General features: G+C 73.0%; 23 protein-coding genes and 2 pseudogenes. 14 read left to right on the top strand and 11 right to left on the bottom strand.

Annotation, left to right across the window (positions count from 1 at the left end; genetic code table 11):
- The first annotated feature begins 243 nt into the window (after positions 1-243).
- The 3 genes from ACF08B_RS17765 to ACF08B_RS17755 are packed head-to-tail and all read left to right on the top strand — an operon-like array spanning position 244 to position 3,328.
- Positions 244-1,857, top strand: coding sequence for a PP2C family protein-serine/threonine phosphatase (locus tag ACF08B_RS17765; RefSeq protein WP_392318178.1), 1,614 nt, complete (start codon positions 244-246; stop codon positions 1,855-1,857).
- A complete protein-coding gene (locus ACF08B_RS17760) occupies positions 1,854-2,939 on the top strand; it encodes a B12-binding domain-containing protein (RefSeq protein WP_392318177.1) in 1,086 nt (361 codons plus the stop codon). Before ACF08B_RS17765 ends, ACF08B_RS17760 begins: the two co-directional genes overlap by 4 nt.
- The gene (locus tag ACF08B_RS17755; protein ID WP_392318176.1) at positions 2,936-3,328 is read left to right on the top strand and encodes an STAS domain-containing protein; all 393 of its coding nucleotides are present in this window, start codon (positions 2,936-2,938) and stop codon (positions 3,326-3,328) included. Before ACF08B_RS17760 ends, ACF08B_RS17755 begins: the two co-directional genes overlap by 4 nt.
- A gap of 120 nt (positions 3,329-3,448) precedes the next feature.
- On the opposite strand, the gene ACF08B_RS17750 is transcribed toward ACF08B_RS17755, so the two are convergent.
- Entirely contained in the window at positions 3,449-4,648 is a 1,200-nt protein-coding gene (locus ACF08B_RS17750; RefSeq protein ID WP_392318175.1) for a serine hydrolase domain-containing protein, read from the bottom strand.
- Positions 4,649-4,958: 310 nt separating this feature from the next.
- On the opposite strand from ACF08B_RS17750, the gene ACF08B_RS17745 reads away from it, so the two are divergent.
- The 4 genes and pseudogenes from ACF08B_RS17745 to ACF08B_RS17730 all read left to right on the top strand — a co-directional run bounded on the left by ACF08B_RS17745 (position 4,959) and on the right by ACF08B_RS17730 (position 8,992).
- On the top strand, positions 4,959-6,749 hold the full coding sequence (locus ACF08B_RS17745; protein WP_392318174.1) for a M4 family metallopeptidase: 1,791 nt from the start codon (positions 4,959-4,961) through the stop codon (positions 6,747-6,749).
- 140 nt (positions 6,750-6,889) lie between these two features.
- A pseudogene (locus tag ACF08B_RS17740) lies at positions 6,890-7,477 on the top strand (carbohydrate-binding protein); the annotation flags it as partial.
- Position 7,478: 1 nt separating this feature from the next.
- Positions 7,479-7,775, top strand: a pseudogene (locus ACF08B_RS17735) (glycoside hydrolase family 95-like protein); the annotation flags it as partial.
- Positions 7,772-8,992, top strand: a complete 1,221-nt coding sequence (locus tag ACF08B_RS17730) for an SGNH/GDSL hydrolase family protein (RefSeq protein WP_392318553.1) — start codon at positions 7,772-7,774, stop codon at positions 8,990-8,992. The pseudogene ACF08B_RS17735 and the gene ACF08B_RS17730, both read left to right, overlap by 4 nt.
- 15 nt (positions 8,993-9,007) lie before the next feature.
- On the opposite strand, the gene ACF08B_RS17725 is transcribed toward ACF08B_RS17730, so the two are convergent.
- The 4 genes from ACF08B_RS17725 to ACF08B_RS17710 form a co-directional block, all read right to left on the bottom strand.
- Positions 9,008-9,358 (bottom strand): UBP-type zinc finger domain-containing protein, encoded by a 351-nt coding sequence (locus tag ACF08B_RS17725; RefSeq protein ID WP_073894381.1) that lies wholly within the window; start codon positions 9,356-9,358, stop codon positions 9,008-9,010.
- Complete coding sequence (locus ACF08B_RS17720; RefSeq protein WP_392318173.1) at positions 9,355-10,815, bottom strand: ATP-binding protein; 1,461 nt, start codon at positions 10,813-10,815, stop codon at positions 9,355-9,357. Before ACF08B_RS17720 ends, ACF08B_RS17725 begins: the two co-directional genes overlap by 4 nt.
- Positions 10,812-12,488, bottom strand: a complete 1,677-nt coding sequence (locus tag ACF08B_RS17715) for an FAD-dependent oxidoreductase (RefSeq protein ID WP_392318172.1) — start codon at positions 12,486-12,488, stop codon at positions 10,812-10,814. Before ACF08B_RS17715 ends, ACF08B_RS17720 begins: the two co-directional genes overlap by 4 nt.
- Before the next feature lie 135 nt (positions 12,489-12,623).
- Positions 12,624-12,977 (bottom strand): VOC family protein, encoded by a 354-nt coding sequence (locus ACF08B_RS17710; protein WP_392318171.1) that lies wholly within the window; start codon positions 12,975-12,977, stop codon positions 12,624-12,626.
- Between the two features lie 127 nt (positions 12,978-13,104).
- Between ACF08B_RS17710 and ACF08B_RS17705 the strand changes: the two genes are divergently transcribed.
- On the top strand, positions 13,105-13,971 hold the full coding sequence (locus tag ACF08B_RS17705) for a universal stress protein (RefSeq protein WP_392318170.1): 867 nt from the start codon (positions 13,105-13,107) through the stop codon (positions 13,969-13,971).
- A 1-nt stretch (position 13,972) separates the two neighbouring features.
- Here ACF08B_RS17705 and ACF08B_RS17700 read toward each other — a convergent pair whose 3' ends face one another.
- The 3 genes from ACF08B_RS17700 to ACF08B_RS17690 all read right to left on the bottom strand — a co-directional run bounded on the left by ACF08B_RS17700 (position 13,973) and on the right by ACF08B_RS17690 (position 16,697).
- Positions 13,973-15,208: a DUF4032 domain-containing protein gene (locus ACF08B_RS17700; protein WP_392318169.1), complete on the bottom strand. Its 1,236-nt coding sequence runs from the start codon at positions 15,206-15,208 to the stop codon at positions 13,973-13,975.
- 31 nt (positions 15,209-15,239) lie between these two features.
- Positions 15,240-15,986, bottom strand: a complete 747-nt coding sequence (locus ACF08B_RS17695; RefSeq protein ID WP_392318168.1) for an MBL fold metallo-hydrolase — start codon at positions 15,984-15,986, stop codon at positions 15,240-15,242.
- Positions 15,987-16,067: 81 nt separating this feature from the next.
- On the bottom strand, positions 16,068-16,697 hold the full coding sequence (locus tag ACF08B_RS17690) for an alpha-ketoglutarate-dependent dioxygenase AlkB (protein ID WP_392318167.1): 630 nt from the start codon (positions 16,695-16,697) through the stop codon (positions 16,068-16,070).
- A gap of 131 nt (positions 16,698-16,828) precedes the next feature.
- Between ACF08B_RS17690 and ACF08B_RS17685 the strand changes: the two genes are divergently transcribed.
- Together ACF08B_RS17685 and ACF08B_RS17680 are read left to right on the top strand one after the other, a co-directional pair.
- Positions 16,829-17,449, top strand: a complete 621-nt coding sequence (locus tag ACF08B_RS17685) for a TetR/AcrR family transcriptional regulator (protein ID WP_392318166.1) — start codon at positions 16,829-16,831, stop codon at positions 17,447-17,449.
- A 166-nt stretch (positions 17,450-17,615) separates the two neighbouring features.
- Positions 17,616-19,289: an FAD-binding dehydrogenase gene (locus tag ACF08B_RS17680; RefSeq protein WP_392318165.1), complete on the top strand. Its 1,674-nt coding sequence runs from the start codon at positions 17,616-17,618 to the stop codon at positions 19,287-19,289.
- A gap of 22 nt (positions 19,290-19,311) precedes the next feature.
- On the opposite strand, the gene ACF08B_RS17675 is transcribed toward ACF08B_RS17680, so the two are convergent.
- Positions 19,312-19,662 (bottom strand): DUF488 domain-containing protein, encoded by a 351-nt coding sequence (locus ACF08B_RS17675; protein ID WP_392318164.1) that lies wholly within the window; start codon positions 19,660-19,662, stop codon positions 19,312-19,314.
- Positions 19,663-19,833: 171 nt separating this feature from the next.
- On the opposite strand from ACF08B_RS17675, the gene ACF08B_RS17670 reads away from it, so the two are divergent.
- Genes ACF08B_RS17670 through ACF08B_RS17655 form a run of 4 tightly spaced genes read left to right on the top strand, consistent with a single transcriptional unit; the run spans position 19,834 to position 24,626 of the window.
- Positions 19,834-21,261, top strand: coding sequence for a M1 family metallopeptidase (locus ACF08B_RS17670; RefSeq protein WP_392318163.1), 1,428 nt, complete (start codon positions 19,834-19,836; stop codon positions 21,259-21,261).
- 40 nt (positions 21,262-21,301) lie between these two features.
- A complete protein-coding gene (locus ACF08B_RS17665; protein ID WP_392318162.1) occupies positions 21,302-22,051 on the top strand; it encodes a L,D-transpeptidase family protein in 750 nt (249 codons plus the stop codon).
- Positions 22,052-22,062: 11 nt separating this feature from the next.
- Positions 22,063-22,767, top strand: a complete 705-nt coding sequence (locus tag ACF08B_RS17660) for a response regulator transcription factor (RefSeq protein ID WP_392318161.1) — start codon at positions 22,063-22,065, stop codon at positions 22,765-22,767.
- Positions 22,764-24,626 (top strand): sensor histidine kinase, encoded by a 1,863-nt coding sequence (locus ACF08B_RS17655; protein WP_392318160.1) that lies wholly within the window; start codon positions 22,764-22,766, stop codon positions 24,624-24,626. The genes ACF08B_RS17660 and ACF08B_RS17655 overlap by 4 nt, the downstream gene beginning before the upstream one ends.
- 89 nt (positions 24,627-24,715) lie before the next feature.
- Here ACF08B_RS17655 and ACF08B_RS17650 read toward each other — a convergent pair whose 3' ends face one another.
- Together ACF08B_RS17650 and ACF08B_RS17645 are read right to left on the bottom strand one after the other, a co-directional pair.
- Complete coding sequence (locus ACF08B_RS17650; protein ID WP_392318159.1) at positions 24,716-24,967, bottom strand: WhiB family transcriptional regulator; 252 nt, start codon at positions 24,965-24,967, stop codon at positions 24,716-24,718.
- Between the two features lie 332 nt (positions 24,968-25,299).
- On the bottom strand, positions 25,300-26,187 hold the full coding sequence (locus ACF08B_RS17645) for a LysR family transcriptional regulator ArgP (RefSeq protein WP_392318158.1): 888 nt from the start codon (positions 26,185-26,187) through the stop codon (positions 25,300-25,302).
- Positions 26,188-26,194 lie beyond the last annotated feature (7 nt).

Genomic DNA, 26,194 nt, shown 5'->3' with positions numbered 1-26,194 from the left:
CACGTTGGCGACGCCTCGCTGAGCCGTGTGACAAATCTCCCGCACCTGCACCGAAACCGGTGGGAATGCCCGAGGGGTCGCCCACGCGGGTTGCGTCCATGGGGATCCGTGCGGGACGGTTGTCAAAGGACATCTGTTTTCCATGGCAGGAAGGTGGTGAGGTGCGCACGACGCGTGCCTCCGGTTGTGTCATTCTCCCCCGGTTCCTCCGCCCGCCCACCCGACGCCGACCTCAGGGTCGGCGTGACGTGGGCCGAGGCCCCCTATCCGGTGCTGGTCGTCGACCGGCACGGCGGTCTGGTCCGGATCAATGAGGCCGCCCGACTGATACTCCCCGACGCGGCGAGCGGCGACTGGCTGCACGAACAGGTGCCCTCCTGGCTCTGGGGAGCGCACCAGCGCATCGACGCCGGCACCCGCGGCGCCTCCGAGGGCCCGCCGACGGGACGTATCAACGGGCGTCTGTTCGAGGCCCATCCCACGCAGGCCGGCGACGGCGACGTGGTCTGGTGGCTGGTCGACGAGACCGACCGGCGGCTGGCCGAGACGGCGCTGAGCGACGCACAGATGCGGACCGAGGTGCTCTCCGAGGCCTCCAGCGCGCTGCTGTCCACCCTGAACGTGCCGCGCTGCATGGAGGTGGCCGCTTCCATGGCCGCAGAGCACCTCGCCGAAGCCGCCGTCCTGATCGCACCGCCCCACGGACGCCGCTACCCGCTGACCTACGCACGCCAGGGCGGCCCCGTCACCCAGACCACGCGCAAGGTCGACGTCGCCGGCGTACCGGGCCTCGCCGAGGCGCTCCAGGGCTTCCCGCCCGTACCGGCCCGCTGGATCGACCCCGCCCTCATCCCCGACTGGGTGATCCCGGACGGCTTCTCCGGCCCCGTCGGCTCCGTGATCGTCACCCCGCTCCCCGGCCATGGAGTGCCCGCCGGCGCCCTCGTCCTGCTGCGCTCCAGCACCGAGCAGGCCTTCACCGAGGGCGAGGAGGTCTTCGCCCGCCTGTTCGCCGCCCGCGCCGGTGCCGCCCTCTCCGCCGCCCGCCTCTACACGGAACAGACCACCATCACCGCCACGCTGATGCGGGAACTGCTGCCGCCCGCGCTCGACAGCGTCCACGGAGTGGAGTACGCCGGCGGCTACCGCGCAGCCAAGGACCACGAGCGGGTCGGTGGGGACTTCTACGACGTCCACCCGGGCGCCGACCCCTCCCAGGAGACCCTCGTCGTGCTCGGGGACGTCGCGGGCAAGGGCCTGGACGCGGCGGTGCTGACCGGCAAGATCCGCAACACGCTGCAGGCCCTGCTGCCCCTGGCGGAGGACCACCAGCGGATTCTCGGCCTGCTCAACGGCGCCCTGCTGACCTCCCATCACACCCGGTTCGCCACCATCGTGCTGGCCTCGGTGCGCCGCCGCGGCGGCCGCGCGCAGGTGCGGCTGACCAGCGCCGGACACCTGCCGCCGCTGATCGTCCGCAACGACGGCACCGTCGAGGAGGTCCCGACGCACGGCACCCTGGTGGGTGCGCTGCCGGCGGTCAAGGCGACAACCGTGGAGACGGTGCTCGCGCCGGGCGAGACGTGCCTGCTCTACACCGACGGCATCACCGAGGCGCGCGGCGGCCCGCTGGGCGACGAACTCTTCGGTGAGAGGCGCCTGCAGCGGGCGCTCGCCGAGTGCGCGGGCATGCCCGCCGAGGCGGTCGTGGAACGGGTGCAGATGCTGGCGGCCCAGTGGCTGGGCGCGGGCCGGCACGACGACATGGCCGCCGTGGCCATCAGCGCGCCCCGCAACGGCTCGCTGAAGGTCGTCGACGGGCGCGCGGGCGGCACCAGGAGCAGGAGGAACATGTGAGTCATCGCACCGCGACGGCCCCCCTCGTCGACCGGCTGTGGGACGCCGTGACCGATGGCGACGAGTACTGGGCCGCCGACATCGTGCACGGGGCCCTGGACGAGGGCGCCGACGAGGAGACGCTGCTCCTGGAGGTCATAGCGCCGGTCCAGGAGAAGGTGGGCGTCGAATGGGCCGCCGACCGGCTCAGCGTGGCCCAGGAGCACGCCGCGACCGCCATCAACGAGCGGGTCGTCGCCTCCCTCGCCCACCGGCGCGCCGAGAAGAGCGCGACCCCGCCGCGCGGCCGGGTGACGGTCGCCTGCGTCGACGGGGAGTGGCACGCCTTCCCCGCCCGGCTCGTCGCCGAGGTCCTGCGGCTGCGCGGCTGGCGGGTCGACTTCCTCGGCGCCCAGACCCCCACACCGCACCTTGTGGCGCATCTGCACCGGACCAACCCCGACGCCGTCCTGCTGTCCGGCTCGATCCCGACCCACCTGCCCGTCGCGCACGGCGCCATCACCGCCTGCCAGGCCGTCGGCGTGCCCGTGCTGGCCGGCGGCCGCGCCTTCGGCCCCGGCGGGCGCTACGCCCGGACCCTGCGCGCCGACCGCTGGGCACCCGACGCCCGCGCCGCGGTCGCCGTGCTCGACGAGGGCATGGCGCGGCCGGACGCCTCGGCGAGCCGGCAGGCGGTGGACGACCTGCCTCACCTGGCCGACCAGGAGTACACGATGGTCGTCCAGACCCGGGCCCAGCTGGTCAAGCAGACGCTGTCCGACCTGGAGGACCGTTTCCCCGCCATGCGGGGCTACAGCGACACCCAGCGGGAGCGCACCGCGGAGGACCTCGCCCACGTAGTCGGCTTCCTCGCGACGGCCCTCTACGTCGACGACGCCGACCTGTTCACGACGTTCCTCACCTGGACCGCGGACATCCTCGAGGTCCGTCACGTGCCCGCCCGCTCGCTGGTGACCGGTCTGGAGGCCCTGGCCGGTCAACTGCGCGACTTCCCTCGCGCCTCTCACCTGATCCACGAGGGCTCCGCCGCCCTGAGCGGCCGCCCCGCCCGTCCTGTCCCCGGCCCCGACACCCGCGCATGATCAACCTGCCACCATCCGAGTTCACCCTCGTCGTCCTCAGTGAACCCGCCACGCTCACGGTGCGCGTGGCCGGCGAACTCGACTACGACACCAGCGACGATTTCGTGCAGACCGTCGTCGAGCACCTGGCGAGCGGCCAGCCGCCGCCCAGCGATGTCCGCCTGGACTTCGGTGATCTGACGTGGATCGACTCCTCGGGCCTGTCCGCCCTGCTGATGGTCCACCGCCGGACCAGCGCCACCGGGGCCACCCTGCACCTGGACAACCGGCCCGAGGTGCTGGAGCGCGTCCTCCGCCTGACCAACGTCCTGGACCACCTCACCGCCGTGGCGGGCGGCGTCCACGAGTCCGAGGACGACGACGGCCTGACCGGGGCGGGCGCCACCTGACCGGGGCGATGCCGACGTCCGGTCCCTGACGGCGGGCGGAGCGGCTCCACCGGGCGCGTTCGCCCCGGTGCGCGGGCCGCGCCGTGTGGCACGGCCCGCGCGGCGCCGTGGTGCGCCCGCCTAGCCCTCGTCCTCGACGGCGCCGGCGTGCTTCCCGGCGGCCGCCGTCCTCGGGGCGCCGCAGAACGCCGCGTTCAGCGTGCCGGCCAGCGTGTCGAGGACCTTGCCGTTGTTGGAGGTGTCGGCCACGGCGGTGATGCTGCGGCTGCCGTCCTTCGTCGCGAAGGCGTAGGTGTAGTACCCCTGGACCGCGCCCGTGTGGCCGTACACCGAGACCCCGCACGACAGGTCGCGGCGGCGCAGTCCGAGTCCGTACGCCGTCGTGCTGTTGACCGGGGTGAAGCGCTCCATCTCGGCGAGCCGCGCGGACGACATCAGCCGGCCGCCCAGCAGCGCGGAGTAGAAGGTGTTCAGGTCCCGCGCGCTGGAGATGATGGCGCCCGCGCTCTGCGCCCACGACACCGTCTGGGCGGTCGCGTCGACCAGCTGGCCGCCCGCCGTGTCCGGGGTGAGGTACCCCCGGGCGTACCGGCCGGGGATCGTGGTGTCGGGGTGCACGTAGAAGGTGTCCCGCAGGCCCAGCGGCTCGAAGACGCGCTTCTCGTACTCCGTCCGCACGGAGTGACCCGTGAGCTTCTCGATGAGCAGGCCGGCCACGACGAAGTTGGTGTTGGAGTACGCGTAGGCGGCGCCGGGCGCGTTGGTGCGGGGCTTCTTCAGGGAGAGCGCGACCAGTTGGCGGTAGGTGTAGACCTTCTTGCGCACCGCCTCGAAGCCGGACACGCTCTCGGCGAACATGTCGTTGGTGTAGTCGTACAGGCCGCTGCGGTGGCCGAGCACCTGGCGCACCGTGATCCGGTCGTCGGGCAGGAGTCCGGGAAGGTACCGGTTGACCGGGGCGTCGAGCGTCAGCTTCTTCTCGTCGACGAGCTGGAGCAGGACCACCGCCGAGAAGGTCTTGGTGACGCTGCCCACCCGGAACCGGTCGTCGGCGGCGATGGCCCGCCCGGTGACGCGGTCGGCAACTCCCTGTGTGGACCGGTATGTCCGGCCCTGGTCGTCGATCCGAGCCAGCGCACCGGGTGCGCCCTGGTTCACGGCCGTGCGCAGCACCGCCGCCAGGCCTGCCGTGTCGGGCGCCGGAAGCGCCGCCGCCACGGGCCTGCCCGCCTCCGCGGTCGCCGCGCGCGCCGGGACCGCGAGCAGCGACAGGACGACCGCCCCGAGGACCGCGCCCCTGCCCACCGTTGCTGAGACCATCCGGCATCCACTCCCATCCGTACGGTTCCTGATGCGATATCGGTCACATTCAGGCCTCGGAACCTAGGGGATGGCGGCAACGTCTCCGCTGTCGACACACAGTTGAGGGACCCGTGATCACCCTGTGGCGCCCATTCGTAAAGGATTCCTCTAGAAATCCGCGAAATGGATCATTCCGGCTTTACGGGGACATGACTGATCCGAAAGGGTGACGCCGGGGCCCTACCAGCCCCCGTGGCGCGTCAACTGCGCCATGTGACAAGGCGGTTGGCGACCCCTGCCGTCTTCACACGAAGGAACTTTGATCAGATTGCGTAGACCGCACATACGCTCCCTGGCGATCGCCGTCACTGTCGCGACGGCCGCCACGGGACTGGCCGGTACGGCCTTCGCGGGCCCCTCCACGACGGGGGTGGAGCGGACCGCCGCGTCCTCCGCCACGAACGCCACGGCGGTGGTGGAGGCGGCGCGCAGCGCGGCCTTCGCCCACGCCTCGGCGACCGGCGTCTCCAAGGGCGACGCGCTGCACGCCCAGGACGTCATGGTCGACCCCGAGGGTGCCCGGCACGTCCGTTTCGTCCGGACGCACGGAAACCTACCGGTGCTCGGCGGTGACCTCATCGTCCACCTCGACCGCAAGCTGGCCTACACCGGCGTGACCCGCGCGGCCGACCACGCGGTCAAGCCGGCGGCCACCTCGCAGGCGAAGCTGACCGCGGCGCAGGCCGCGGCCAAGGCCGCCAAGGCCGCCAAGGGTGACGCGAGCAGCGCCCAGCTGGTCGTCGACGCCCGTGGTGGCGCCTCCGCCCTCGCCTACCAGGTGACGGTGGCCACGCAGGGCAGCTCGCACACCGTCGTCGTCGACGCCGTCAGCGGCAAGGTGCGCAGCAACACCCCCGACAGCGACGAGTTCCTGTCGCCGAAGCTGCTCGACACCCTGCGCAAGCGCGGCGAGACGGCCGACCCGGCCACCGGTGTCGGCTCCTCCGCCCCGTCGGGCCTGCTCGGCTCGGGCTCCTCCGCCGCGGCGGCGTACCCGTCGGCCGCCAAGGGCACCGGCAAGACCCTCTTCGTCGGCAACGTCGGCCTCACCACCACGCAGACCTCGCGCGGCCACTACCAGCTCAAGGACCCGAGCCGGTACGGCACCGAGACGCGTGACGCCAAGGGCTCGATGACGGAGAAGTTCAGCTCCGGCTCGAAGTTCACCAACACGACCAACGTGTGGGGCAACAACAAGACCACCAGCCGGGTCAGCGCCGCTGCCGACGCCCAGTACGGCATCACCAAGACGCTGGACTTCTACAAGTCCACGTTCAAGCGCAAGGGCATCGCCAACAACAGCAAGCCCGCCCGGGCGATGGTCCACTGGGGCAAGAAGGTCGCCAACGCCTTCTGGGACCCGACCTGCAACTGCATGCTGTACGGTGACGGCGACGGCCAGATGTTCAAGAAGCCGCTCGTCGTCCTCGACGTCACCGGTCACGAGCTGACCCACGGCGTGGTGGAGGCGACCGCCAACCTGCAGCCGACCTTCGTCGACGAGAACGGCAACCAGTACGGTGAGCCGGGCTCGCTGAACGAGTCGCTGGCGGACATCTTCGGCTCCAACGTCGAGTTCTACGCCAAGAACGCGAAGGACACGCCGGACTACCTGGTCGGCGAGAAGCTGGGCCTCGCCCAGAAGTTCCTGCGCCGCCTCGACCACCCGTCGCTGGACAAGCTCGAGGGCACCATCGACTACTGGTCGTCGGACGTGTACTACACCGAGGTGCACGCCGGTTCGGGTGTCTCCTCGCACGCCTACTACCTCCTCGCCGAGGGCAGCGGCAAGAAGAAGATCGGCACGGTCACCTACAACTCGCCGACCTACCACAACATCGCGGTCAAGGGCATCGGCCGGACCAAGGCCACCGCCATCTACTACCGCGCGCTCACCCGCTACATGGTCTCCACGACCGACTTCCACCAGGCTCGCGTCGCGACCCTGAAGGCGGCCAAGGACCTGTACGGCGCCAACAGCACCGAGTACAAGACGGTGGACAAGTCGTGGTCCGCGGTGAACGTCACCGCCGCGAACACGCCGCGCGCCCACCGCTGACACCCGGCTGCACAGTTCGGCACAGCACGGCACAGCACGACCGGATGCCCCGCCCCGCGCGGGGCATCCGCATGTCCGGACCCGGCCGGCGGCCCCAACTGCCTCCGTAACAGCCGCTGTTTCTTTTACTGACAGCGGAAATGGACATCGGCCACGCCGCCGACTGGAAGAAGTACGCCGGTGGCTGGCGCGTCGACACCGACGTCGAGTGCTACTGCCACACCCTCGTCGGCTGGGAGAACTCCGTCGGCGACCGCTTCGACGACACCCCGGGCTGGACCCGGCACGCCGGTCCCGGCGGCTGGAACGACCTGGACTCCCTCGACGTTGGACGGCCTGACCAAGGCCGAACGGCAGACGTACGCCACCCTGTGGCCATCGCCAAGTCCCCCCTCCACACCGGCGACGACCTCACGAAGCTCGACGACCACGGCGTACGGCTCCTCACCGACCGCGAGGTCATCGCCGTCGACCAGGGCGACGGCCCGCCCGCCCGGCCGGTCACCCCCTCCGACCCCCAGCAGGTGTGGGCCGCGAAGAACCCGGACGGCACCCGCACCGTCGCGCTGTTCAACCTCGCCGACGCCCCCGCCGCCGTCACGGCCGACTTCTCCTCCCTCGGCTTCACCGGCAACGCGGCGGTCCGCGACCTGTGGAACCACGAGGACCTCGGCTCCCGCCGGAACCGGATCACCGAGGCTCTGCCCGCCCACGGCTCCCGCCTGTTCGATCGACGCGAACCTAGGCACCCCGGCCGCCGTGGCCGAGATGCTGCTGTACTCGCGCCCCGGGCACCTCGAACTGCTGCCGGCCCTGCCCGGCGCCTGGGCCGCCGCCGGCTCCGTGACCGGCGCCGGAGCCCGCGGCGGCTTCCTCGTCGACCTGAGCCGGCGGGACGGCCAACCCACCGAGGTGCGGATCCGCAGCGTCGGCGGCACCATGACCTCCGTGGGATACGCAGGGACGTCCCGGACGGTTCGGATGCGGCCGGGCGGGTCCGTCACGATCCGGGACCTCGCCCGGTGAGCGGCCGTCTCGCACGCGGTGGCCGCGTCGTCGCGGCGCTGCTGGCCGCCGTCGCCTGCCAGACCGCGCCCGCCCGGGCGGCCGGCCCGCCGCCCGACTCCACCACGCACGCCACCGGCGTCGTCACCTGGGCGGCGAGCGCCGACCTCATGGGCGAGGGCACCGCCGGCCAGGGCTACCGGCTGATCGTCCACACCAGCGTCGGCGGCAGCGACCTGCGCATCCGCTTCACGAACGCCTTCGGCGACCGCCCGCTGACCCTGGCCGGTGTCCACGCCGGACTGCGGGAGACGGGAGCCGCGCTGCGGCCGGGCAGCAACCGGCCGGTGACCTTCGGCAAACTCCCCACGGTCACCGTGCCCGCCGGCGCCGTGGCCTGGAGCGATCCGCTGCCCGGGAGGTGGCCCGCCGGAGCGGACCTCGTCGTCAGCCTCCGCACCCCCGACGCGGCGGGGCCCGCCTCCGGCCACTGGATGGCCATGCAGACGTCGTACACCGGCGGGGGCGACCACACCGCCGAGGAGAGCGGCGCCGCCTGGACGCGCACCACCGGTTCCTGGTGGTACCTGGACGCCGTCTCGGTACGGCCGGCCGACCGGGCCACCGGGGCCGTCGTCGCGCTCGGCGACTCGATCACCGACGGCTGGCAGTCCACCACCGACCTGAACCGCCGCTGGCCCGACTACCTGGCCCGCCGCCTCGGCACCCTCGGCACGCCGGTCAGGGGGGTGGCCAACGAGGGCATCTCCGGCAACAAGATCCTCGCCGACGGCGCCGGGCAGAGCGCCCTGCACCGGCTGGACCGGGACGTCCTCTCACAGCCCGGAGTGCGCACCCTGTTCCTGTTCGAGAGCGTCAACGACATCAAGGCGCACACCGGTGTCACCGCGGCCGACCTGGCCGCCGGCTACCGGGAGATCGCCCGGCGGGCCCACGCGGCCGGCATGTGCGTGGTCGCCGCCACCATCGGCCCGTTCAAGGGCTGGCCCGAGTGGGATCCGGCCGCCGAGGCCGTGCGGCAGGACGTCAACCGGTTCCTGCGCGGCAGCGGCGACTTCGACGCCGTCACCGACTTCGACCGGATCCTGCGCAGTCCCTACGACCCCTTGCGGATCCTGCCCTTCCTCGACGGCGGCGACCACCTGCACCCCAACGACAAGGGCATGCAGGCCCTGGCCGACGCCGTCGGCACCGGCAGCCTGGACTGCGGACGCTGAACCGCGCCGGCCGCCTCAGCGCAGTGTCTGCGCCCAGTTGGCGGGCACCCGCCCCACCGGGCCCGGGGCCGGCTGCTCGGCGGGATGGCTGCCCGGGGGCGCCAGATCGGGCCCGGAGCTGTACAGCTCGTCCGTGGCGAAGTTCCAGAACCAGCTCTCGCCCGGCTCGTAGCTCTGGATGACCGGATGCCCCGTCTCCCGGAAGTGGGCGGTGGCGTGCTTGGCCGGAGAGTCGTCGCAGCAGCCGACGTGCCCGCACTGCGCGCAGCGGCGCAGGTGGAACCACCAGCCGCCCGCCGCGTCGCACTCCACGCAGCCGGTGCCGCTCGGCGGGACGCTCGGGTCGATTCCCTCGACGGTGCTCATGCGTTGTCCTCCGCTTCCTCGGCGGGCGTCTCGGCGGTCAGGGGGAGCAGTACCTGGAAGCGGGTGTCGCCGGGCACCGACTCGACCCGCAGGGTGCCGTGGTGCTTGTTGACGACGATCCGCCAGGAGATGTCCAGGCCGAGACCCGTGCCCTCGCCGACGGGCTTGGTGGTGAAGAAGGGGTCGAAGATCCGGTCCTTGATCTCCGGCGGGACACCGGGCCCGGTGTCCCGGAACTCCACCAGCACCCGCTCGTGGTCGAGGGCGGTCCGCACCGTCAGCGTGCCCTCGCCGCCCGCGCCGTTGATGGCCGAGACGGCGTTGTCGATGAGATTGGTCCACACCTGGTTCAGCTCCGCCGGGTAGGCGGGAACCGGCGGGAGCGTCCGGTCGTACTCCTTGACGACCTTGATTCCGGGGCCCCTCTTGCCCGACAGCATCAGCAGCGTGCTGTCGAGGAGTTCGTGCACGTCCACCACCCGGTACGGCGCCCGGTCCAGTTGCGAGTACTGCTTGGCCGCGTCGACGAGGTGCGAGATCCGGGTGGTGGAGTCCTCGATCTCGTTCATCAACAGCTCGGTCTCGACGGTGTAGTTGAGCCAGCCGACCGCGTTGGGCAGGATGTCCGTGTGCACGGCCGCCGCGACCTGCTCCAGCCAGTCGACGTCGAGCCCGGCCTGGACGAAGGTCGGGGAGACCTGCCAGCCGTAGTCGATGCCGTGGTCCTCCAGCCAGTCGGTGAGCATGTCCTCGCGGTCGGACGCCTCCAGCGGACTGAGCGCCGGTGCCTTCGCCACGCGCTCGGCGGTGCGCTCCTGGATCTCTATCAGGCCGGCCATCACCTCGCGGGTGAACGGCGCCTCGGCGATCAGGGCGAGCTTGTGCCGCATCTTCGCGACGCGTTCCCGCAGCGTGGCGGTGGCCCGGACCGCCGCGGCCGCCGGGTTGTTCAGTTCGTGGGTGAGCCCCGCCGACAGTGAGCCGAGGGCGAGCAGCCGTTCCCGCTGCCCGATCGCGGCCTGGGTGTTCTTCGAACCGAAGAACAGGCCCTCCAGCAGGTGCACGGCCATCGGGAACCACTCGCTCATGACGTCCGCGAAGATGTCCGCGGGCAGCACGAAGAAACGGGTCGGCTCGGTGACCCGCATCGAGTTGTTGTACACCTGCCGCACCCGGTCGCCGAGGTACGCCTGCATCGCGCCCGCGTACACGCCGCGCTGCGAGGTCCGGCTGACCTCCACGTCGTCGCCGCCGACCCGGCGGGAGAGCACGACCGTGCCCTCGATCATCACGAAGAAGCAGGTGGCGGGGTCGCCCTCGGTGTACACCGGGCCGGCCTCGAACAGTTCCACCCGTCCCTCGCTGCACAGCCGCCCCAGCTGCTCGGGGCTCAGCTTCTCGAAGAGGAACAGGGAGCTGATCTCCCGCGGGTTGCACGGCATGAGCTGCCCGCTCATGACTGCTCCAGGTACCGGTGGACGAGCATCACGGCCATGGCTCCCTCTCCGACGGCGGACGCGACGCGCTTGGCGGACTCGGCGCGCGCGTCGCCCGCCACGAACACGCCGGGAATGCTGGTCTCCAGGTGGTACGGCGGCCGGTCCAGCTCCCAGCCCGCCGGCGGCCGCCCGTCGGCGGTCAGGTCGGGCCCGGCCAGGATGAACCCGCGCCCGTCACGCAGCACCGTGTCGCCCAGCCAGTCGGTGAGCGGGGCCGCGCCGATGAACACGAACACCCACTGGGCGTCGACCCGTTCGCGCTCGCCGGTCACCGTGTGCCGCAGCGTCAGGCTCTCCAGGCGGTCCCCGCCGTGAGCCGCGTCCACGACCGTGTGGGAGCGCACCGAGATGTTCGGCGCCTCACCGATCTGCTGGATCAGGTAGTACGACATGGACGCCGACAGGTCCGCGCCGCGCACCAGCAGCGTCACCGACTTCGCGCCCCGGGACAGGTACATCGCCGCCTGGCCCGCCGAGTTGGCGCCGCCGACGATGTAGACGTCCTGCCCCTGGCAGGAACTGGCCTCCGTCAGCGCCGAACCGTAGAACACCCCGCACCCGGTCAGGTCGGTGCAGCCCTCGGCCTCCAGCTGCCGGTACTGCACGCCCGTCGCCAGGATGATGCTGTGCGCCGCGATCGCCGAGCCGTCCGCGAACCGCACGACCCGCGCGGCGCCGTTGACCTCCAGCCCGGTCACCTCGCGCGCGGTCAGCATCTCGGCGCCGAACTTGGCGGCCTGCCGCCGCGCCCGGTCGGTGAGCTGGGCGCCGGAGACTCCGTCGGGGAAGCCCAGGTAGTTCTCGATCCGGGAGCTCTGCCCGGCCTGCCCGCCGGTCGCCGACCGCTCCACCAGAACGGTCCGCAGCCCCTCCGAGGCCCCGTACACGGCGGCACCCAGCCCGGCCGGACCGCCGCCGATCACGATGAGGTCGTAGAAGTCGGCCGTCGGCGTCGTCGCCAGTCCCACCCGCGCCGCCAGCTCGGGCGCCTCCGGCTCCACCAGGACCGTGCAGTCCGGGGTGATCACCAGCGGCAGCCGCTGCCCGTCCTGCCCGGCGGCCGCCAGCAGCCGCTGCCCCTCCGGCTCCTCCACCGAGTACCAGCGGTAGGGCACCTGGTTGCGGGCGAGGAACTCCCGTACGTCCGAGGAGCGCGCCGACCAGCGGTGCCCCACGACCTTGGTGCTGGGCACCGGCTTGTAGGCGCTGGTGCGCCAGGCGTCCAGCAGGTCGTCCAGGACCGGGTAGAGCTTCTCCTCCGGCGGGTCCCAGGGCTTGAGCAGGTAGTGGTCCAGGTCGACCACGTTGATCGCGTCGATGGCCGCGTTGGTGTCGGCGTACGCGGTCAGCAGCACCCGCCGCGCGCCCGGGTACACGTCGAGCGCCTGCTCCAGGAACTCGATGCCGTTCATCTGCGGCATGCGGTAGTCCGCCAGGATCACGGCCACCAGGTCGCCGCGCAGCTTCAGCTCCCGCAGCGCGTCCAGCGCGGACTCGCCGGACTCCGCGCGCACGATCCGGTACGACTCGCCGTATCGCCGTCGCAGGTCGCGGGCGACGGCGCGGGAGACCCCCGGGTCGTCGTCCACGGTCAGGATGACGGTCCGCGCTGCCTCGGCGGCCTGTGCCATACGTCTCCCACCCCGAGAGTCGGCTCACACGGCCCGGTGTCGAGGGGACCACCGCACCGGCTCGAAGCCCATCGTATGTTCGATCGCCCGGGTTCGCTCCGGGTATCCGGCAGCGGCCGTGACCGGTCGCGGGGGTCAGCCGCGGCGCTCCCCGAGCACGCAGAACTCGTTGTCCTCGGGGTCCGCGAGCACCACCCACGGCTGCTCGCCCTGTCCGACGTCCGCGTGCCGGGCGCCGAGCGCCAGGAGCCGGGCCACCTCGGCGGCCTGGTCCGTCGGCCGGAAGTCCAGGTGCAGCCGGTTCTTGACCGTCTTCCCCTCGGGCACGGGGACGAACAGCAGCCCGGGCAGCCGGTCCGGGGCGGGCCTGATCTCGAACTCGTCCGCCGTGTCGGCCACCACGACCCAGCCGAGCGCCTCGGCCCACCAACGGCCGAGCGCCACCGGGTCCGCCGCGTCCACGATGACCTGCTCCCACTCCAACGCCATGACGGCAGGGTAGCGGCGGACCGGTCACGGACACCCCGGCCGCACGGCATGATCGTGGCCGTGCGCATCCCCGCCCGACCGGGGCATGAGCACCACGAGGACACGGCGACGACGAGGAGGCCCACGCATGACACGCCCGATCACGGCAGGGGTGGACGGTACGGAGGAGAGCCTGGCCGCACTGGACTGGGCGGCCCGGGAGGCCGTACGCCGGGACCTGCCCCTGCGGGTGGTGCACGCGTGGCGCTACGCCGAGGCGCTCGCCACCGCCGACCGCGACACCCAGCACGGATGGGTGTCGGAGGGCGTCTCCGCGGCCGTGCGCGGCGTCCGCGAGCGGCATCCGGAGCTCCGGGTGAGCGTCGACGTGGTCGAGGGCGGCGCCGCGGACGCGCTGGCGACCGCGGCGGCGGAGGCCGAGATGCTCGTGCTCGGCTCGCGCGGGCACGGCCCCGTCCTCGGGTTCCTGCTGGGGTCCGTCGGTCAGCAGGTGATCGCCGAGGCGGCCCGCCCCGTCGTCCTGGTGCGCGCCGGTGACCGGCCGACGTCGGAGGCGGCCGGCCGGGACGTCGTGGTCGGCCAGCACGGCGGCGCCGAGGACAGCACGGAGGCGCTGCGGTTCGCGTTCGAGACGGCGGCGGCGCGCGGCGCCACCGTCCGGGCCGTCCGGGCGTGGACCCTGCCGCCCGTCTTCGCCTACAGCCCCGGCTCGATGAAGCTGCTGGACGACGTGGGCGGTCTGGAACCGTACGAGAAGCAGGCACTGGCCGACGCGCTCCAGCCGTGGCGGGAGCGGTTCCCGGACGTGCCCGTCGCCGAACACGTCGAGATGGGCAGCGCCGGCCAGGTGCTGCTGTCGGTGGCCGGCCGGGCCCAGTTGGTGGTCGTCGGCCGCCGGGCGCACCGCAGTGCCGTCGGCGCCCGTATCGGCTCGGTCGCGCACGGGGTGCTGCACCACGCGGACTGCCCGGTGGCCGTGGTCCCGCACGAGTGAGCTACTCCGGGGTGGTCGGCTCCAGCGTGCCTCGGGCCCGGGGCAGCACGTTCTCGACATAGTCCGTGACGGCGGTGTCGAGCCCCATGTCCTGCTGCGCCCGCTCGGACAGGTACCAGCGGTGTTCGAGCAGCTCGTGGTAGATCTCGGCCGGGTCCATGGAGCCGCGCAGTTCCGGCGGCACCGCCCGTACGGCGGGCCGGAACACGTCCCGCACCCAGCGGTGGGCGAGCACCTCGGGACGGGCGGCGAGGGGGTCGCCCGGGGCGTGGTCGTCCTGGGTGGCCATCCAGCTCTCCAGGTCGTTCAGCAGCCGCCGTGCCTGGTTCTCCTCGGTGTCCAGGCCGGTCAGCCGCAGCAGTTGCCGCTGGTGGTGGCCGGCGTCGACGACCTTCGGCACGAAGGTGACGGTGTCGCCGCCGGAGGAGTGCTCGATCTGCATCTCGGCGACGTCGAAGCCGAGTTCGGCCAGGCGGCGGATCCGGCGCTCGATGTAGTGGTACTCGCCCGCCGGATACACCGACGTGCGGGTCAGTTCCCGCCACAGCCCCTGGTAGCGGGTGCAGATCTCGTGGCCGAACTCGATCGGGTCGACGGACGGGTGCAGCGCGCCCGAGGCCTCCAGGTCGAGCAGTTCGCCGCTGATGTTCACGCGGGCCAGGTCGAGGTCGTACTCCCGCTGCCCCGGGCTCAGCCGGGGGTGCAGGTCGCCGGTCTCGGCGTCGACCAGGTAGGCGGCGTAGGCGCCCGCGTCCCGCCGGAACAGGGTGTTGGACAGCGAGCAGTCGCCCCAGGCGAACCCGGACAGGTGGAGCCGGACCAGCAGGACGGCCAGGGCGTCCATCAGCCGGTGCATGGTGGCGGGCCGCATGGTCGTCTCGAACATGGACCGGTACGGCATCGAGCCGCGCAGATGCCGGGTGACCAGCACCGGCTCCAGCGGGGCGCCCGAGCCGTCGGTGCGCCCGGTGACCACGGCGAGGGGGTCGACGGCCGGGATGCCGAGCCGGTCGAGATCGCGCAGCAGCTGGTACTCGCGCAGTGCGGGCCGTTCGGCGAGTTCCTTGACGGCGATCACCTCGTCGCCGGCCCGCGCGTAGCGGACGACGTGCCGGGAGATGCCGCGGGGGAGCGGCACGAGGTGTTCCTCGGGCCACTCCTCCAGGGGCACGTCCCAGGGCAGGGCGAGCAGGAGCGCGGGGTGCTCCGGGTTCGTGGCGCTGATCTGCAAGGCCATGACAGGAACCCTAAGGCCCCGCGCGGGTGTTCTAGGAGGCCCGTTCCCTGGCCTGTTCCGCCGCGGCGCGCACCGGGCCACGGTGGACGGGCCCGTGTCCGGGCAGCAGGGTGTCGGCGTCGAGCGCGCCGATGACGTCCAGGGAGGCGAGCGCCCGCGCCCGCTCGTGGTGGAAGAAGTCGTGGAGCAGCTGCGGGCCCTTGATCCGTGAGGTCGCGTGCCCGCTGACCAGGGCGTCCCCGGAGATCACGAGGCCGGCCCCGGGCAGGTGGTAGACGCAGTGGCCGTCCGTGTGGCCGGGGGTGTGCACGGGCACCGGGCGGCCGGGCAGGTCCAGCGGGCCCTCGGCCGGGAACGGCTCGGGTGCGGTGACGGGGTTGTGGTCGGTGCCGCCGACCTTGAGGACGTGCACGGCCCAGGGCAGCACACCCGGCCGCCAGGCGTTGCGTACCACGTCGCCGATGGTCGCCTGCTGCAGGAAGTCCCGCCGGGCGTGCGGTACTTCGGCCGGGTGCAGATACACCGGCGTGCCGTGGCCGGCGCGCAGGTACTCGGCCGAGCCCAGGTGGTCGTTGTGCGCGTGGGTGATCAGCACGGCGGCGACCGCCTCCGGTGAACTGCCCACCTCGACGAGGGAGCCGAGGAGCCCCTCGCGGTCGCCCGGATAGCCGGTGTCGACCAGCGTGACCGCGTCACCGTCCTTCAGGATGACCCAGTTGACGTGGTGGCCGTGCACCAGATAGGTGCCGTCGGCCACTTGCTGTACCTCTGCCCGCATGATCTCTCCGAGCCCGTGTCCGGCTGATCGTCGGGGACAGCCAACCAGATCCGGCAGCGTCGTGCGCAGGGGGCCGGGCGGTCAGCGCACGCCGTCCGGCCGGAACTGCACGCTGATGCGCGGGCCCGCGGCCCGCGCGGTCTTGGGCACGCAGTGCTCCCAGGTGCGCTGGCAGGAGCCGCCCATCACGATCAGGTCGCCGTGGCCGAGCGGCCGCCGCACGGTCCGGCCGCCGCCGCCCGCCGGGCGCAGCAGCAGGTCCCGGGGTTCGCCCACGGACAGGATCGCGACCATGGTGTCCTCGCGAGCGCCCCGCCCGATGCGGTCGCCGTGCCAGGCCACGCTGTCCCGGCCGTCGCGGTAGAAGCACAGCCCGGCGGTGGTGAACGGCTCGCCCAGCTCCTCGGCGTAGTGCCGGGACAGCGCGGCGCGGGCCTCGTCCAGCACCGGGTGGGGCAGCGGTTCGCCCGCCCTGTAATGGGCCAGCAGACGGGGTACGGCCACGACGTTGTCGTACATCTTCCGCTGCTCGGCCCGCCACGGGACTTCGGCGGCGAGCTGTTCGAACAGGGCGTCGGCGCCGCTCAGCCAGCCCGGGAGGACGTCGATCCAGGCACCGGCGCCCAGCGCGGTCCGGCTCAGTGCGTCGAGCCGGCCGAGCCGCAGCTCGTCGGTCTGGTCGAACAGGGAGCCCTGGAGGTGCGTGGACATGCGCCCAGCGTACTCCTTAATCGAAAATACGTTCCCATTGGATCAGGGGGGCCGCGGGAGAGTGCTGTGCGGACCCTTTCGATACATCGGTGTATCCGATACGTTCGTGCATCGAACGGAGGGCGAGGCGCATGGAAGAGACGACGAAGCGGGTCACCCGGCGGCGGGTCCGCACCCGGGCCAGGCTGCTCGACGCCGCCTTCGAGGTGTTCGCCGGCAAGGGCTTCGGGCGGGTCTCGATCGAGGAGATCTGCGAGGCCGCCGGGTTCAGCAGAGGCGCCTTCTACTCGAACTTCGCCACCCTGGACGAGCTGTTCTTCGCGCTCTACCAGGAGCGCGCCGACCTCATCGCCTCCCAGGTGGCCGAGGCCCTCGCCCAGGACGGACCCGACCTCGACGTGCCCGCCTCCGTGGACCGGGTCACCGAGGTGCTGCTGCTCGACGTGGACTGGCTGCTGGTGAAGACCGACTTCCTGGTGCACGCCGCCCGCGACCCGGACGTCGCCCGGGCCCTCCTCGACCACCGCGCCCGGCTCCGGGAGGCGATCGCCGACCGGCTCCGCCGGGCCCGGGGCCACACCGCACTGCCCGCCGTGCTCGGCGGGGTCGACGGAGCCGCCCACGCCGTGGTCGCCGCGTACGACGGTGTCACCACCCAGCTGCTGCTCGACCAGGACGTCGAGACCGCACGCCGCTGGCTCAAGCAGCTGCTCACCGCGCTGCTCACGGCCGGCGGCGGCACCCCCGGCTGAGCGGCACCGCCCGGGCCGGCCCCCCGTCGGCCCCCCGCCCCCTCTCCCGAGCCCCCCACTCCGAACCCCCCCCACTCCGAACCCCCCCCACTCCGAACCCCCCCCACTCCGAACCCCCTCGCTCCGAGCCCTCACTCCGAGCACCGTCAGGAAGGACACAGACGCCATGGACGCGGACGTCATCGTCGTCGGAGCGGGCCTCGCCGGCCTCGTCGCGGCGCACGAACTCACCAGCCGGGGCCGCCGGGTGGCCCTGGTCGACCAGGAGAACGCCGCCAACCTCGGCGGCCAGGCGTTCTGGTCCTTCGGCGGGCTCTTCCTCGTCGACTCCCCGGAGCAGCGCCGCCTCGGCATCAAGGACTCCTTCGACCTGGCCTGGAACGACTGGCGCGGCAGCGCGGGATTCGACCGGCTGGAGGACGAGGACTCCTGGGCCGTGCGCTGGGCCCGCGCCTACGTGCAGTTCGCGGCCGGTGAGAAGCGGACCTGGCTCCAGGGGCACGGCGTCGAGCTGCTGCCCACCGTCGGCTGGGCCGAGCGCGGCGACCTGCGCGCGGACGGGCACGGCAACTCCGTACCCCGCTTCCACGTCGCCTGGGGCACCGGCACCGGGGTCGTCGAACCCTTCGTCGGACACGCCCGGCAGGCCGCCCGGGACGGGCTGCTGACCTTCTACCACCGCCACCGGGTCGACGAGCTCGTCATCGAGGACGGCGCCGCCCGCGGCGTGCGCGGCACGCTCCTCGCCGACGACGACGCACCCCGCGGCGTCGCCTCCAACCGTGACCGGATCGGCGACTTCGCCCTCACCGCCCAGGCCGTGATCGTCACGACCGGCGGCATCGGCGCCGACCACGACATCGTCCGCCGCTACTGGCCCGAACGCCTCGGCACACCCCCCGCCGAGATGGTCACGGGCGTCCCCGCCTACGTCGACGGCCGGATGCTCGACATCAGCGCCGAGGCCGGCGTACGGCTGGTCAACCGGGACCGGATGTGGCACTACACCGAGGGCCTGCAGAACTGGAACCCCGTCTGGCCCGGCCACGGCATCCGCATCCTGCCCGGCCCGTCCTCCATCTGGCTGGACGCGCTCGGCCGCCGGCTGCCCGACCCCTGCCTGCCGGGCTACGACACCCTGAACACCCTCAAGTACCTGCGCACCACCGAGGACATCGCCGCGTACGACCACTCGTGGTTCGTCCTCACCCGGAAGATCATCGAGAAGGAGTTCGCGCTCTCCGGCTCCGAGCAGAACCCGGACATCACCGCCAAGGACCGCAAGGCCGTGCTGCGCGACCGGCTGCTCGGCAAGGGCGCCCCCGGCCCGGTGCGGGCCTTCCTCGACAAGGGCGCGGACTTCGTCACCGCGGACACCCTGGAGCAGCTGGTCGGCAGGATGAACGACCTGACCGGCAAGCCGCTGCTGGACGCGGCCGAGGTCCGCCGCCAGATCGAGGCCCGCGACCTCCAGATGGCCAACCCCTACAGCAAGGACGCGCAGGTCCAGGGCATCCGCAACGCCCGCCGCTACATCGGCGACCGGCTGGGCCGGGTGGCCGCGCCCCACCGCATCCTGGACCCGGCGGCCGGCCCCCTGATCGGCGTGCGGATGCACGTGCTCACCCGCAAGACCCTCGGCGGCATCCAGACCGACCTCGACTCCCGGGCCCTCGGCACCGACGGCACCGCCATCGACGGACTGTACGCGGCGGGCGAGGTGGCCGGCTTCGGCGGCGGCGGGGTCCACGGCTACAACGCCCTGGAGGGCACCTTCCTCGGTGGCTGCCTCTTCTCAGGACGCGCCGCGGGCCGGCACGCGGCCCGCCAGGCGGGCTGACCCGGACCGGCAGCCGGGGGCCTCAGCCCTCCAGCAGCCCCGCGAGCACGTGCGCGTGGCTCGAGTCCGGGTTCTTCGACGCCGTCAGCAGGGTCACGTGCCCCTCGCGGGCCGACTTCCTGAGGCCGTCGAGCAGTTCGGCGGCCTCAGGAGCGTCGAGTTCCGCCTCGTAGCGGCGGCGGAACTCGTCGTACGAGCCCTCGCCCGCGTGGTACCACTGGCGCAGCTCGGTCGACGGGGTGAGCCCTTTCGGCCACTCGTCCACGTGGGCCGCCTCCTTGGCGAGGCCGCGCGGCCACAGCCGGTCGACCAGGACCCGCAGTCCGTCGTCCGGCTCGGGCGGTTCGTAGATCCGGCGCACGCTCACGCTCACGGTCGGGCCCTTCCTCGGCTCGCGGACGGTCCCGCGAGCCTACTGCGCACAACCCGGCCCACCGGGCGGCGACGCGGCGTGACTTGACCTGAACAAGGGGGAAACCAGGCCCCCGGCGCCCCTAGTCTGGCGGCCGGTCGATCATCAGCCACCCCCTTCTCAGGAGCGCCCGTGACGCCACCGAGCAGACAGCCCGCCCGACGCCGGACCGCCGGGCTCCGCCGTGAGGCGGTCCTCGCCACCGTTCCCGTCGCGATAGCGGCACTCCTCTCCGCCGCCGGGCCCGCGGCGGCGAGCACCACCGGAACGTCCGGCGCCGGCGACCCGTACTTCCCGCTCGCCGGCAACGGCGGCTACCACGTCGGCCACTACGACCTGACGCTCCGTTACGACACCCAGGGCCGCAGGCTCGACGGCAAGGCCGTGCTCACCGCCCGCGCCACCCAGCGGCTCACCCGCTTCGACCTCGACCTCAAGGGCCTGAAGGTCACCTCGGTCACCGTCGACCGCACCGCGGCGGCCTTCCGCCGCTCCGGCCAGGAACTCGTCGTCACCCCGCGCCACGCCCTGCCCGCGGGCCGGTCCTTCCGTGTCACCGTCGCCTACCACGGCACCCCGAAGCCGGTCACCGACCCGGACGGCTCGGCGGACGGCTGGATCCCCACCGACGACGGCGCGTTCGTCGCGGGCGAGCCACAGGGCGCGATGACCTGGTTCCCGGCGAACAACCACCCCAAGGACAAGTCGTCGTACGACTTCACGATCACCGTGCCGAAGGGACGCACCGCCGTCGCCAACGGCCGTCTGCTCGGGCGGAGCACCGCGCACGGACGCACCACCTTCCGCTGGCGCGAGACCCGCCCCATGGCGGCCTACCTGGCGACCGCCACCGTCGGCACGTTCAAGGTCGAGCAGTACACCACCCCCGACGGCATCCAGGTCTACAACGCCGTCGACCCGCGCGAGGCGCGGGCGGCCGCACCGGTGCTGAAGAAGCTGCCCTCCGTCCTCGCCTGGGAGAGCAAGCTGTTCGGGCCGTACCCGTTCCGGGCCGCCGGATCGATCGTCGACCACGCCCCGGACGTCGGCTACGCCCTGGAGACCCAGACCCGGCCCCTCTACGACTCCGCGCCCGACCTGAGCACCCTCGTGCACGAGAGCGCCCACCAGTGGTTCGGCGACGCGGTGTCCCTGACGGCCTGGAAGGACATCTGGCTCAACGAGGGCTTCGCCACCTACGCCGAGTGGCTCTACGCCGAGCAACACGGCGGCCCCAGCGCCCAGAAGACCTTCGACGCCCTCTACGCCCGCCCCGCGGGCGACGACCTGTGGGCCTACCCGCCCGGGAACCCGGGCAACGGCGGGAACCTCTTCGGCAGCCCCGTCTACGCCCGTGGCGCGATGACCCTGCACGAACTGCGGCGCGCCGTCGGCGACGTGACGTTCTTCCGGATCCTGCGCGCCTGGACGGCCGCGCACGGCGGCGGACACGGCACGACCGCACAGTTCGTGAGGCTTGCCGAGGAGAAGTCGGGGAAGCCGTTGGACGCTCTGTTCCACACCTGGCTGTACACGAAGGGCAAGCCGACCGGCGCCTGAACCTGACCGGTTCCAAACAACTGTCGGCCAAGGTCGACCCATGATCCAACGCCGAACCGCCGTCGCACTCCTCGCCTCCCCGCTGCTGCTCACCGGCTGCGGCGGCGGAGCCGAGGCGACCGAGCGACGGACGCCGACCGGGCGTCCGGCGCCCACGGCCACCCCCGCTCCCGAGATCACGGCGGAACAGGCCCCGCAGGGCATACCCGGCCTCGGCCCCGAGCGGTCGGCGGCGATACCGGACCGCTGCGAGCAGGCCGTCGTCGTCACCGGGCGCGGCCGGAACTCCCCGCTGTGCACGGTCGTCCTGCACCAGCGCTCCGCCACCGGCTGGCAGCCGGGCCCCCGTTGGCCTTGCCACAACGCGCTGCGCGGCTGGAGCGCCCACCACCTCTCCGGCGACCTGCGCTCCCCGCTCGGGGTCTACACCCTCTCCGACGCCGGCGGCCTGCTCGCGGACCCCGGCAGCAGGCTGCCGTACCACCACTCCGGCGGATTCCACTCGCCCGGCACCGGCTTCGAGGGCGAACCGCTCGACGGGTCCTTCGACTACGTCGTCGCCATCGACTACAACCGCAGGCGCGGCACCTCGCCCCTCGACTGGACCCGTCCCCTGGGCCCGGCCCGGGGCGGGGGCGTCTGGCTGCACGTCGACCACGGCGGGCCCACGCACGGCTGCGTCAGCGTCGCCAAGGCGCACATGAAGGAACTCCTGCGTACCCTCGACCCGCACCGGCACCCGGTCGTCGTCATGGGGTACGCCGACTGGCTCGCCGGCCGAGCGGCCTAGGATCCGCACTCGTGTGCGCACATGTACTGGTCGCCGAGGACGACGAGAAGCAGGCCGAACTGATCCGCCGCTCCCTGCTGGCCGAGGGACACACCGCCACGGTGGTGCACGACGGCGCGGCGGCCCTCGACGCCGTGCGCCGCCTCAGACCCGACCTGGTCGTCCTCGACCTGATGCTGCCGGTCGTCGACGGCTTCGGTGTCTGCCGGGTGCTGCGCGGCGGCGAGGACCCGGACATCCCCGTGGTGATGCTCACCGCCCGCTCCGCCGAGGACGACGTGCTGCTCGGCCTCGAACTGGGCGCCGACGACTACATGACCAAGCCGTACAGCCCGCGCGAGCTGATGGCCCGCATCCGCACGGTCCTCCGGCGCGGCGGGCGGGGCGGCGGCACCCGGGACGAGGGCCCCGTGGTCCAGGCCGCCGGGATCAGCGTCGACCCGGTACGGTACGAGGTGCGGCGCGACGGCCTACCGGTGGAGTGCACGCCGGCCGAGTTCCAGATCCTGCTGGCCATGGCCGGGGAACCCGACCGGGTGTTCACCCGGCGGCAGTTGCTGCAGTGCACGCGCGGCCTCGACCGGGCCTCCACCGAGCGGGCCGTCGACGTGCACATCATGAACCTGCGCCGGAAGATCGAGGCCGACCCGCGCAGACCGTCCCGGCTGCTCACCGTGTTCGGCGTCGGCTACAAGCTGAGCGGTGCCCGGCCGTGAGGCGCCGGGCACCGGGCGGCCGGCGCGGACGCCGGATACCGCTGCGCAAACGGCTCCTCGTGCGCCTGCTGTTCGTCTCCGCCCTGATCGCGGTCTGCTCGGTGGCCGCCACCGCCTGGCTCGCGGTGACCACCACCACCAGCGCCCTGAAGGAGGAACAGGGCCAGGACCTCGCCGCCGACAACAGCATCCTCGCGCAGCTCAGCGGGTACGCCGCCACCCACGCGGACTGGGCGGACGTCCGGCACACCGTGCGGGACCTGGCCGCCAGGACCGGACGCCGGATCGCCCTCACCACCGCGGACCGGACCCTCGTCGCCGACTCCGCGCCGCGCGGCACCCCGCTGCCGCCCCGGCCCGCCGCCACCGTCGACCCGCTGCGCACCGACACCTACACCGAGTCCGGCGCCCAGCTCAGCGGCATCGACCCCCGTGTGGTGGGCCCCTACCGGCTGCCGGGGAAGGAACGCCGGAAGCTGGAGGCACTGGCCGCCCGGCGCAGGCAGTGCTTCGCACGCCACGGACTCCAGCCCGCCGTCGAACGGATGGCGAACGGGCGGCCGGTGGTCACCCTCGGCGACGGCACCGACGCGACCGACTACGGCGCGACGGAGTGCGAGGACGGCCGGCTGAACATTCCCACCCCGACCGAGGAGAAGGCCCTCGGCACCCTCTCGGAACTCGCCCGGCCCTGTCTGCGACAGGCCGGGCTGGACTTCGGCGGACGCCTCTTCCTCACCTTCGACCCCAGCGGCAAGGACCCCTTCGGCGGCGGATACCTGCTCGCCAAGTACGCCGCCCTGAAGAAGGGCGAGGTCGCGAAGACGGCCCAGCACTGCATCCTGGCCGCCCGCCGCACCCAGCTGGAGCCGTACGTGGCCCCGGTGACCGAGCTGTTCCTCGGCATCGGCGACCAGACGCCCTCCCGGTTCGACATGTCCCCGGCCAACAAGGCCAAGGTGGTCGGCGCCGCGGGTCTGGTCCTCGCCGTGACCGTCGCCGTGACGGCCGTCGTCGCCGTGCGGCTGGTACGGCCCCTGCGCGCACTCACCGAGGCCGCCGGAGCCCCGCCCGAACTGCACGTACGGGTACCGGTCACCACCCGGGACGAGACCGGCATCCTCGCCGAGGCCTTCAACGACCTGACCGAGCGCCGCGCCCGCCTGGAGGCCCAGCGCAAGGCGATGGTCAGCGACATCGCGCACGAGCTGCGCAGCCCCCTCACCAACATCCGCGGCTGGCTGGAGGTCGTCCGCGACGGCGTCGTCGAGCCCGAACCCGCCCTGCTGGACTCCCTGCACGAGGAGGCGCTGGTCCTCCAGCGGATCATCGACGACCTGCAGGACCTCGCCGCAGCCGACGCCGGCACCCTGCGCCTGCACCGTGAACCGCTGCGCGCCGGGGACCTGTTCGACCAGGTCGCCGCCGTCCACCGGGTCGCCTTCGACGCGGCCGGGGTCACGCTGCGCACCGAGGCCGACCCCGCCGCCTGGCTGGACGCCGACCCGGTGCGGATGCGCCAGGCCCTCGGCAACCTGGTCTCCAACGCGCTGCGCCACACCCCCGCCGACGGCACCGTCGCACTCGCCGCGCGCCGGGACGGGGACGAGGTCGTCCTCACCGTCACCGACACCGGCCCGGGCATCGCGGCCGAGGATCTGCCGCACGTCTTCGAACGGTTCTGGCGGGCGGAGAAGTCCCGCAGCCGCCGCACCGGCGGCAGCGGCCTCGGCCTGCCGATCGTCCGTCACCTGGTGGCGGCCCACGGCGGTACGGCCGAGGCGGGGGGCGAGCCCGGTGAGGGCGCGGTGCTCACCCTGCGGCTGCCGGCCGCGAGGCCGCCGCGGGAGGAGTCCTGACGACAGGGGGCTCGGCGGACCGGCACGGAAGCGGCGAAAGGGGGCCCGGCGGCCACAGGCGCGCCGAGCCCCCCACCCGCGGTGCCGGTTCAGCCGGAACGCGGCCGCGAGCGGGCGCGGCGGCGCAGCGCACGGCGTTCCAGCTCGGTCGTGCCGCCCCAGATGCCGATGCTCTGGCCCGTGTCCAGCGCCCAGTCCAGGCACTGCTCCCGGACGGGGCAGTGCCCGCACACCGCCTTCGCCTGCTGGGCCTGCACCTGAGCGGGTCCGGTGGTGCCGATGGGGAAGAACAGATCGGGGTCCTCGTGACGGCACGCGGCGTCGGTGCGCCAGTTGTCCATCGAAGTCTCCTGGATTCGCATCGAGGTGTTCGTGGTCCGGTTGTGCGTACTCGGGTTCGGGTGACCGGTCGGGGCGGTGTGAAACGACGCAACCGGCAGGGAATCCGGCGCGGACCGCGATCCGGTCACGGGCGCGCCTGCGACCTCCGGAGGTGCCGGGCGCGATCGACGGGCCGGGGGAGGGGACTTCGGTGCCCGAAAGCCCGTGCCCTGCCGGGCACCGGGGGCAGGGAATCCGGGGCGCCGCACGGGGCGGGCGCCGGCCGTCCGCCGGCGCGCGACCGCCGTACTGCGCGGCGGGCCCGAGGGAGCGCGTGCGGACGGGACGGAGGTCAGCGGCGCAGCGCCCGCGCCGCCGTCCGCGCCACCGAGTCCGCCAGCGCCGCGAGCGCGGGGGAGTCGAGCCGCCACTGCTGCCAGTGGAGCGTGACGTCCACCCATTCCTGCGGATCGAGCAGGGCCAGCCGCCCCTCGTCGAGCAGCGGGACGGCCTGGGCCTCGGGGACCATGCCCCAGCCGAGCCCCGCGGCGACCGCGGCCACGAAGCCCTCGGAGGTGGGCACCAGATGCCGTGACGATCCCGCGGACACCCCGCCGAGCCGGCGTACGAAGCCGTCCTGGAAGTCGTCCTTGCGGTCGAAGGCCACGACGGGAGCCTCGGACAGCGCGTCCCGCAGCGGCCGGCCGTCCAGCCGGTCACGGGCGAACTCCGGTGCCGCGACCGGCAGATAGCGCATCCGGCCCAGCGGGCGGACCGTGCAGCCGGGGACCGGCTCGGCCGACGAGGTCACCGCCGCCATCACCAGCCCCTCCCGCAGCAGGGCCGCCGTGTGGTCCTCGTCCTCCCGGTGCAGTTCGAAGCAGAGTCCCGCGACCCGGGGCAGCGCCGGCAGGAACCAGGTCGCCAGCGAGTCGGCGTTCACCGCGACGGACACCCGGGTCGGCTCCCCGGCGCCGCTCAGCCCCAGCTCGCCCCGGGCGTCCCGCTCCAGCCGGGCGAGCTGCCGGGCGAACCGCACCAGCACCGCGCCCGACTCCGTGGGGCGCACCGGTTTGGTGCGCTGGAGCAGGACCCGGCCGGTCCGCTGCTCCAGGGCCTTGACCCGCTGGCTGACGGCGGACGGCGTCACGTGCAGGGCCGCGGCCGCCGCGTCGAAGGTGCCCTCGTCGACCACGGCGAGCAGCGTCCGCACCTGTTCCAGGGGGAGCTCTGTCATCACGAACACT

Origin of the sequence: Streptomyces sp. NPDC015139, assembly GCF_043079785.1 — a bacterium.
Classification (GTDB): domain Bacteria; phylum Actinomycetota; class Actinomycetes; order Streptomycetales; family Streptomycetaceae; genus Streptomyces; species Streptomyces albidocamelliae.
This window is presented reverse-complemented; position numbering and strand designations above follow the sequence as displayed.

Coding starts and splice junctions, on each gene's coding strand:
- ACF08B_RS17710 (WP_392318171.1), bottom strand. CDS start 12,977: ATGGCGTTGGAGTGGGAGCAGGTCATCGTGGACGCGGCGGACCCGGTG.
- ACF08B_RS17650 (WP_392318159.1), bottom strand. CDS start 24,967: ATGGACAACTGGCGCACCGACGCCGCGTGCCGTCACGAGGACCCCGAT.
- ACF08B_RS17680 (WP_392318165.1), top strand. CDS start 17,616: ATGGACGCGGACGTCATCGTCGTCGGAGCGGGCCTCGCCGGCCTCGTC.
- ACF08B_RS17665 (WP_392318162.1), top strand. CDS start 21,302: ATGATCCAACGCCGAACCGCCGTCGCACTCCTCGCCTCCCCGCTGCTG.
- ACF08B_RS17685 (WP_392318166.1), top strand. CDS start 16,829: ATGGAAGAGACGACGAAGCGGGTCACCCGGCGGCGGGTCCGCACCCGG.
- ACF08B_RS17705 (WP_392318170.1), top strand. CDS start 13,105: ATGACACGCCCGATCACGGCAGGGGTGGACGGTACGGAGGAGAGCCTG.
- ACF08B_RS17715 (WP_392318172.1), bottom strand. CDS start 12,488: ATGGCACAGGCCGCCGAGGCAGCGCGGACCGTCATCCTGACCGTGGAC.
- ACF08B_RS17720 (WP_392318173.1), bottom strand. CDS start 10,815: ATGAGCGGGCAGCTCATGCCGTGCAACCCGCGGGAGATCAGCTCCCTG.
- ACF08B_RS17755 (WP_392318176.1), top strand. CDS start 2,936: ATGATCAACCTGCCACCATCCGAGTTCACCCTCGTCGTCCTCAGTGAA.
- ACF08B_RS17750 (WP_392318175.1), bottom strand. CDS start 4,648: ATGGTCTCAGCAACGGTGGGCAGGGGCGCGGTCCTCGGGGCGGTCGTC.
- ACF08B_RS17725 (WP_073894381.1), bottom strand. CDS start 9,358: ATGAGCACCGTCGAGGGAATCGACCCGAGCGTCCCGCCGAGCGGCACC.
- ACF08B_RS17700 (WP_392318169.1), bottom strand. CDS start 15,208: ATGGCCTTGCAGATCAGCGCCACGAACCCGGAGCACCCCGCGCTCCTG.
- ACF08B_RS17695 (WP_392318168.1), bottom strand. CDS start 15,986: ATGCGGGCAGAGGTACAGCAAGTGGCCGACGGCACCTATCTGGTGCAC.
- ACF08B_RS17690 (WP_392318167.1), bottom strand. CDS start 16,697: ATGTCCACGCACCTCCAGGGCTCCCTGTTCGACCAGACCGACGAGCTG.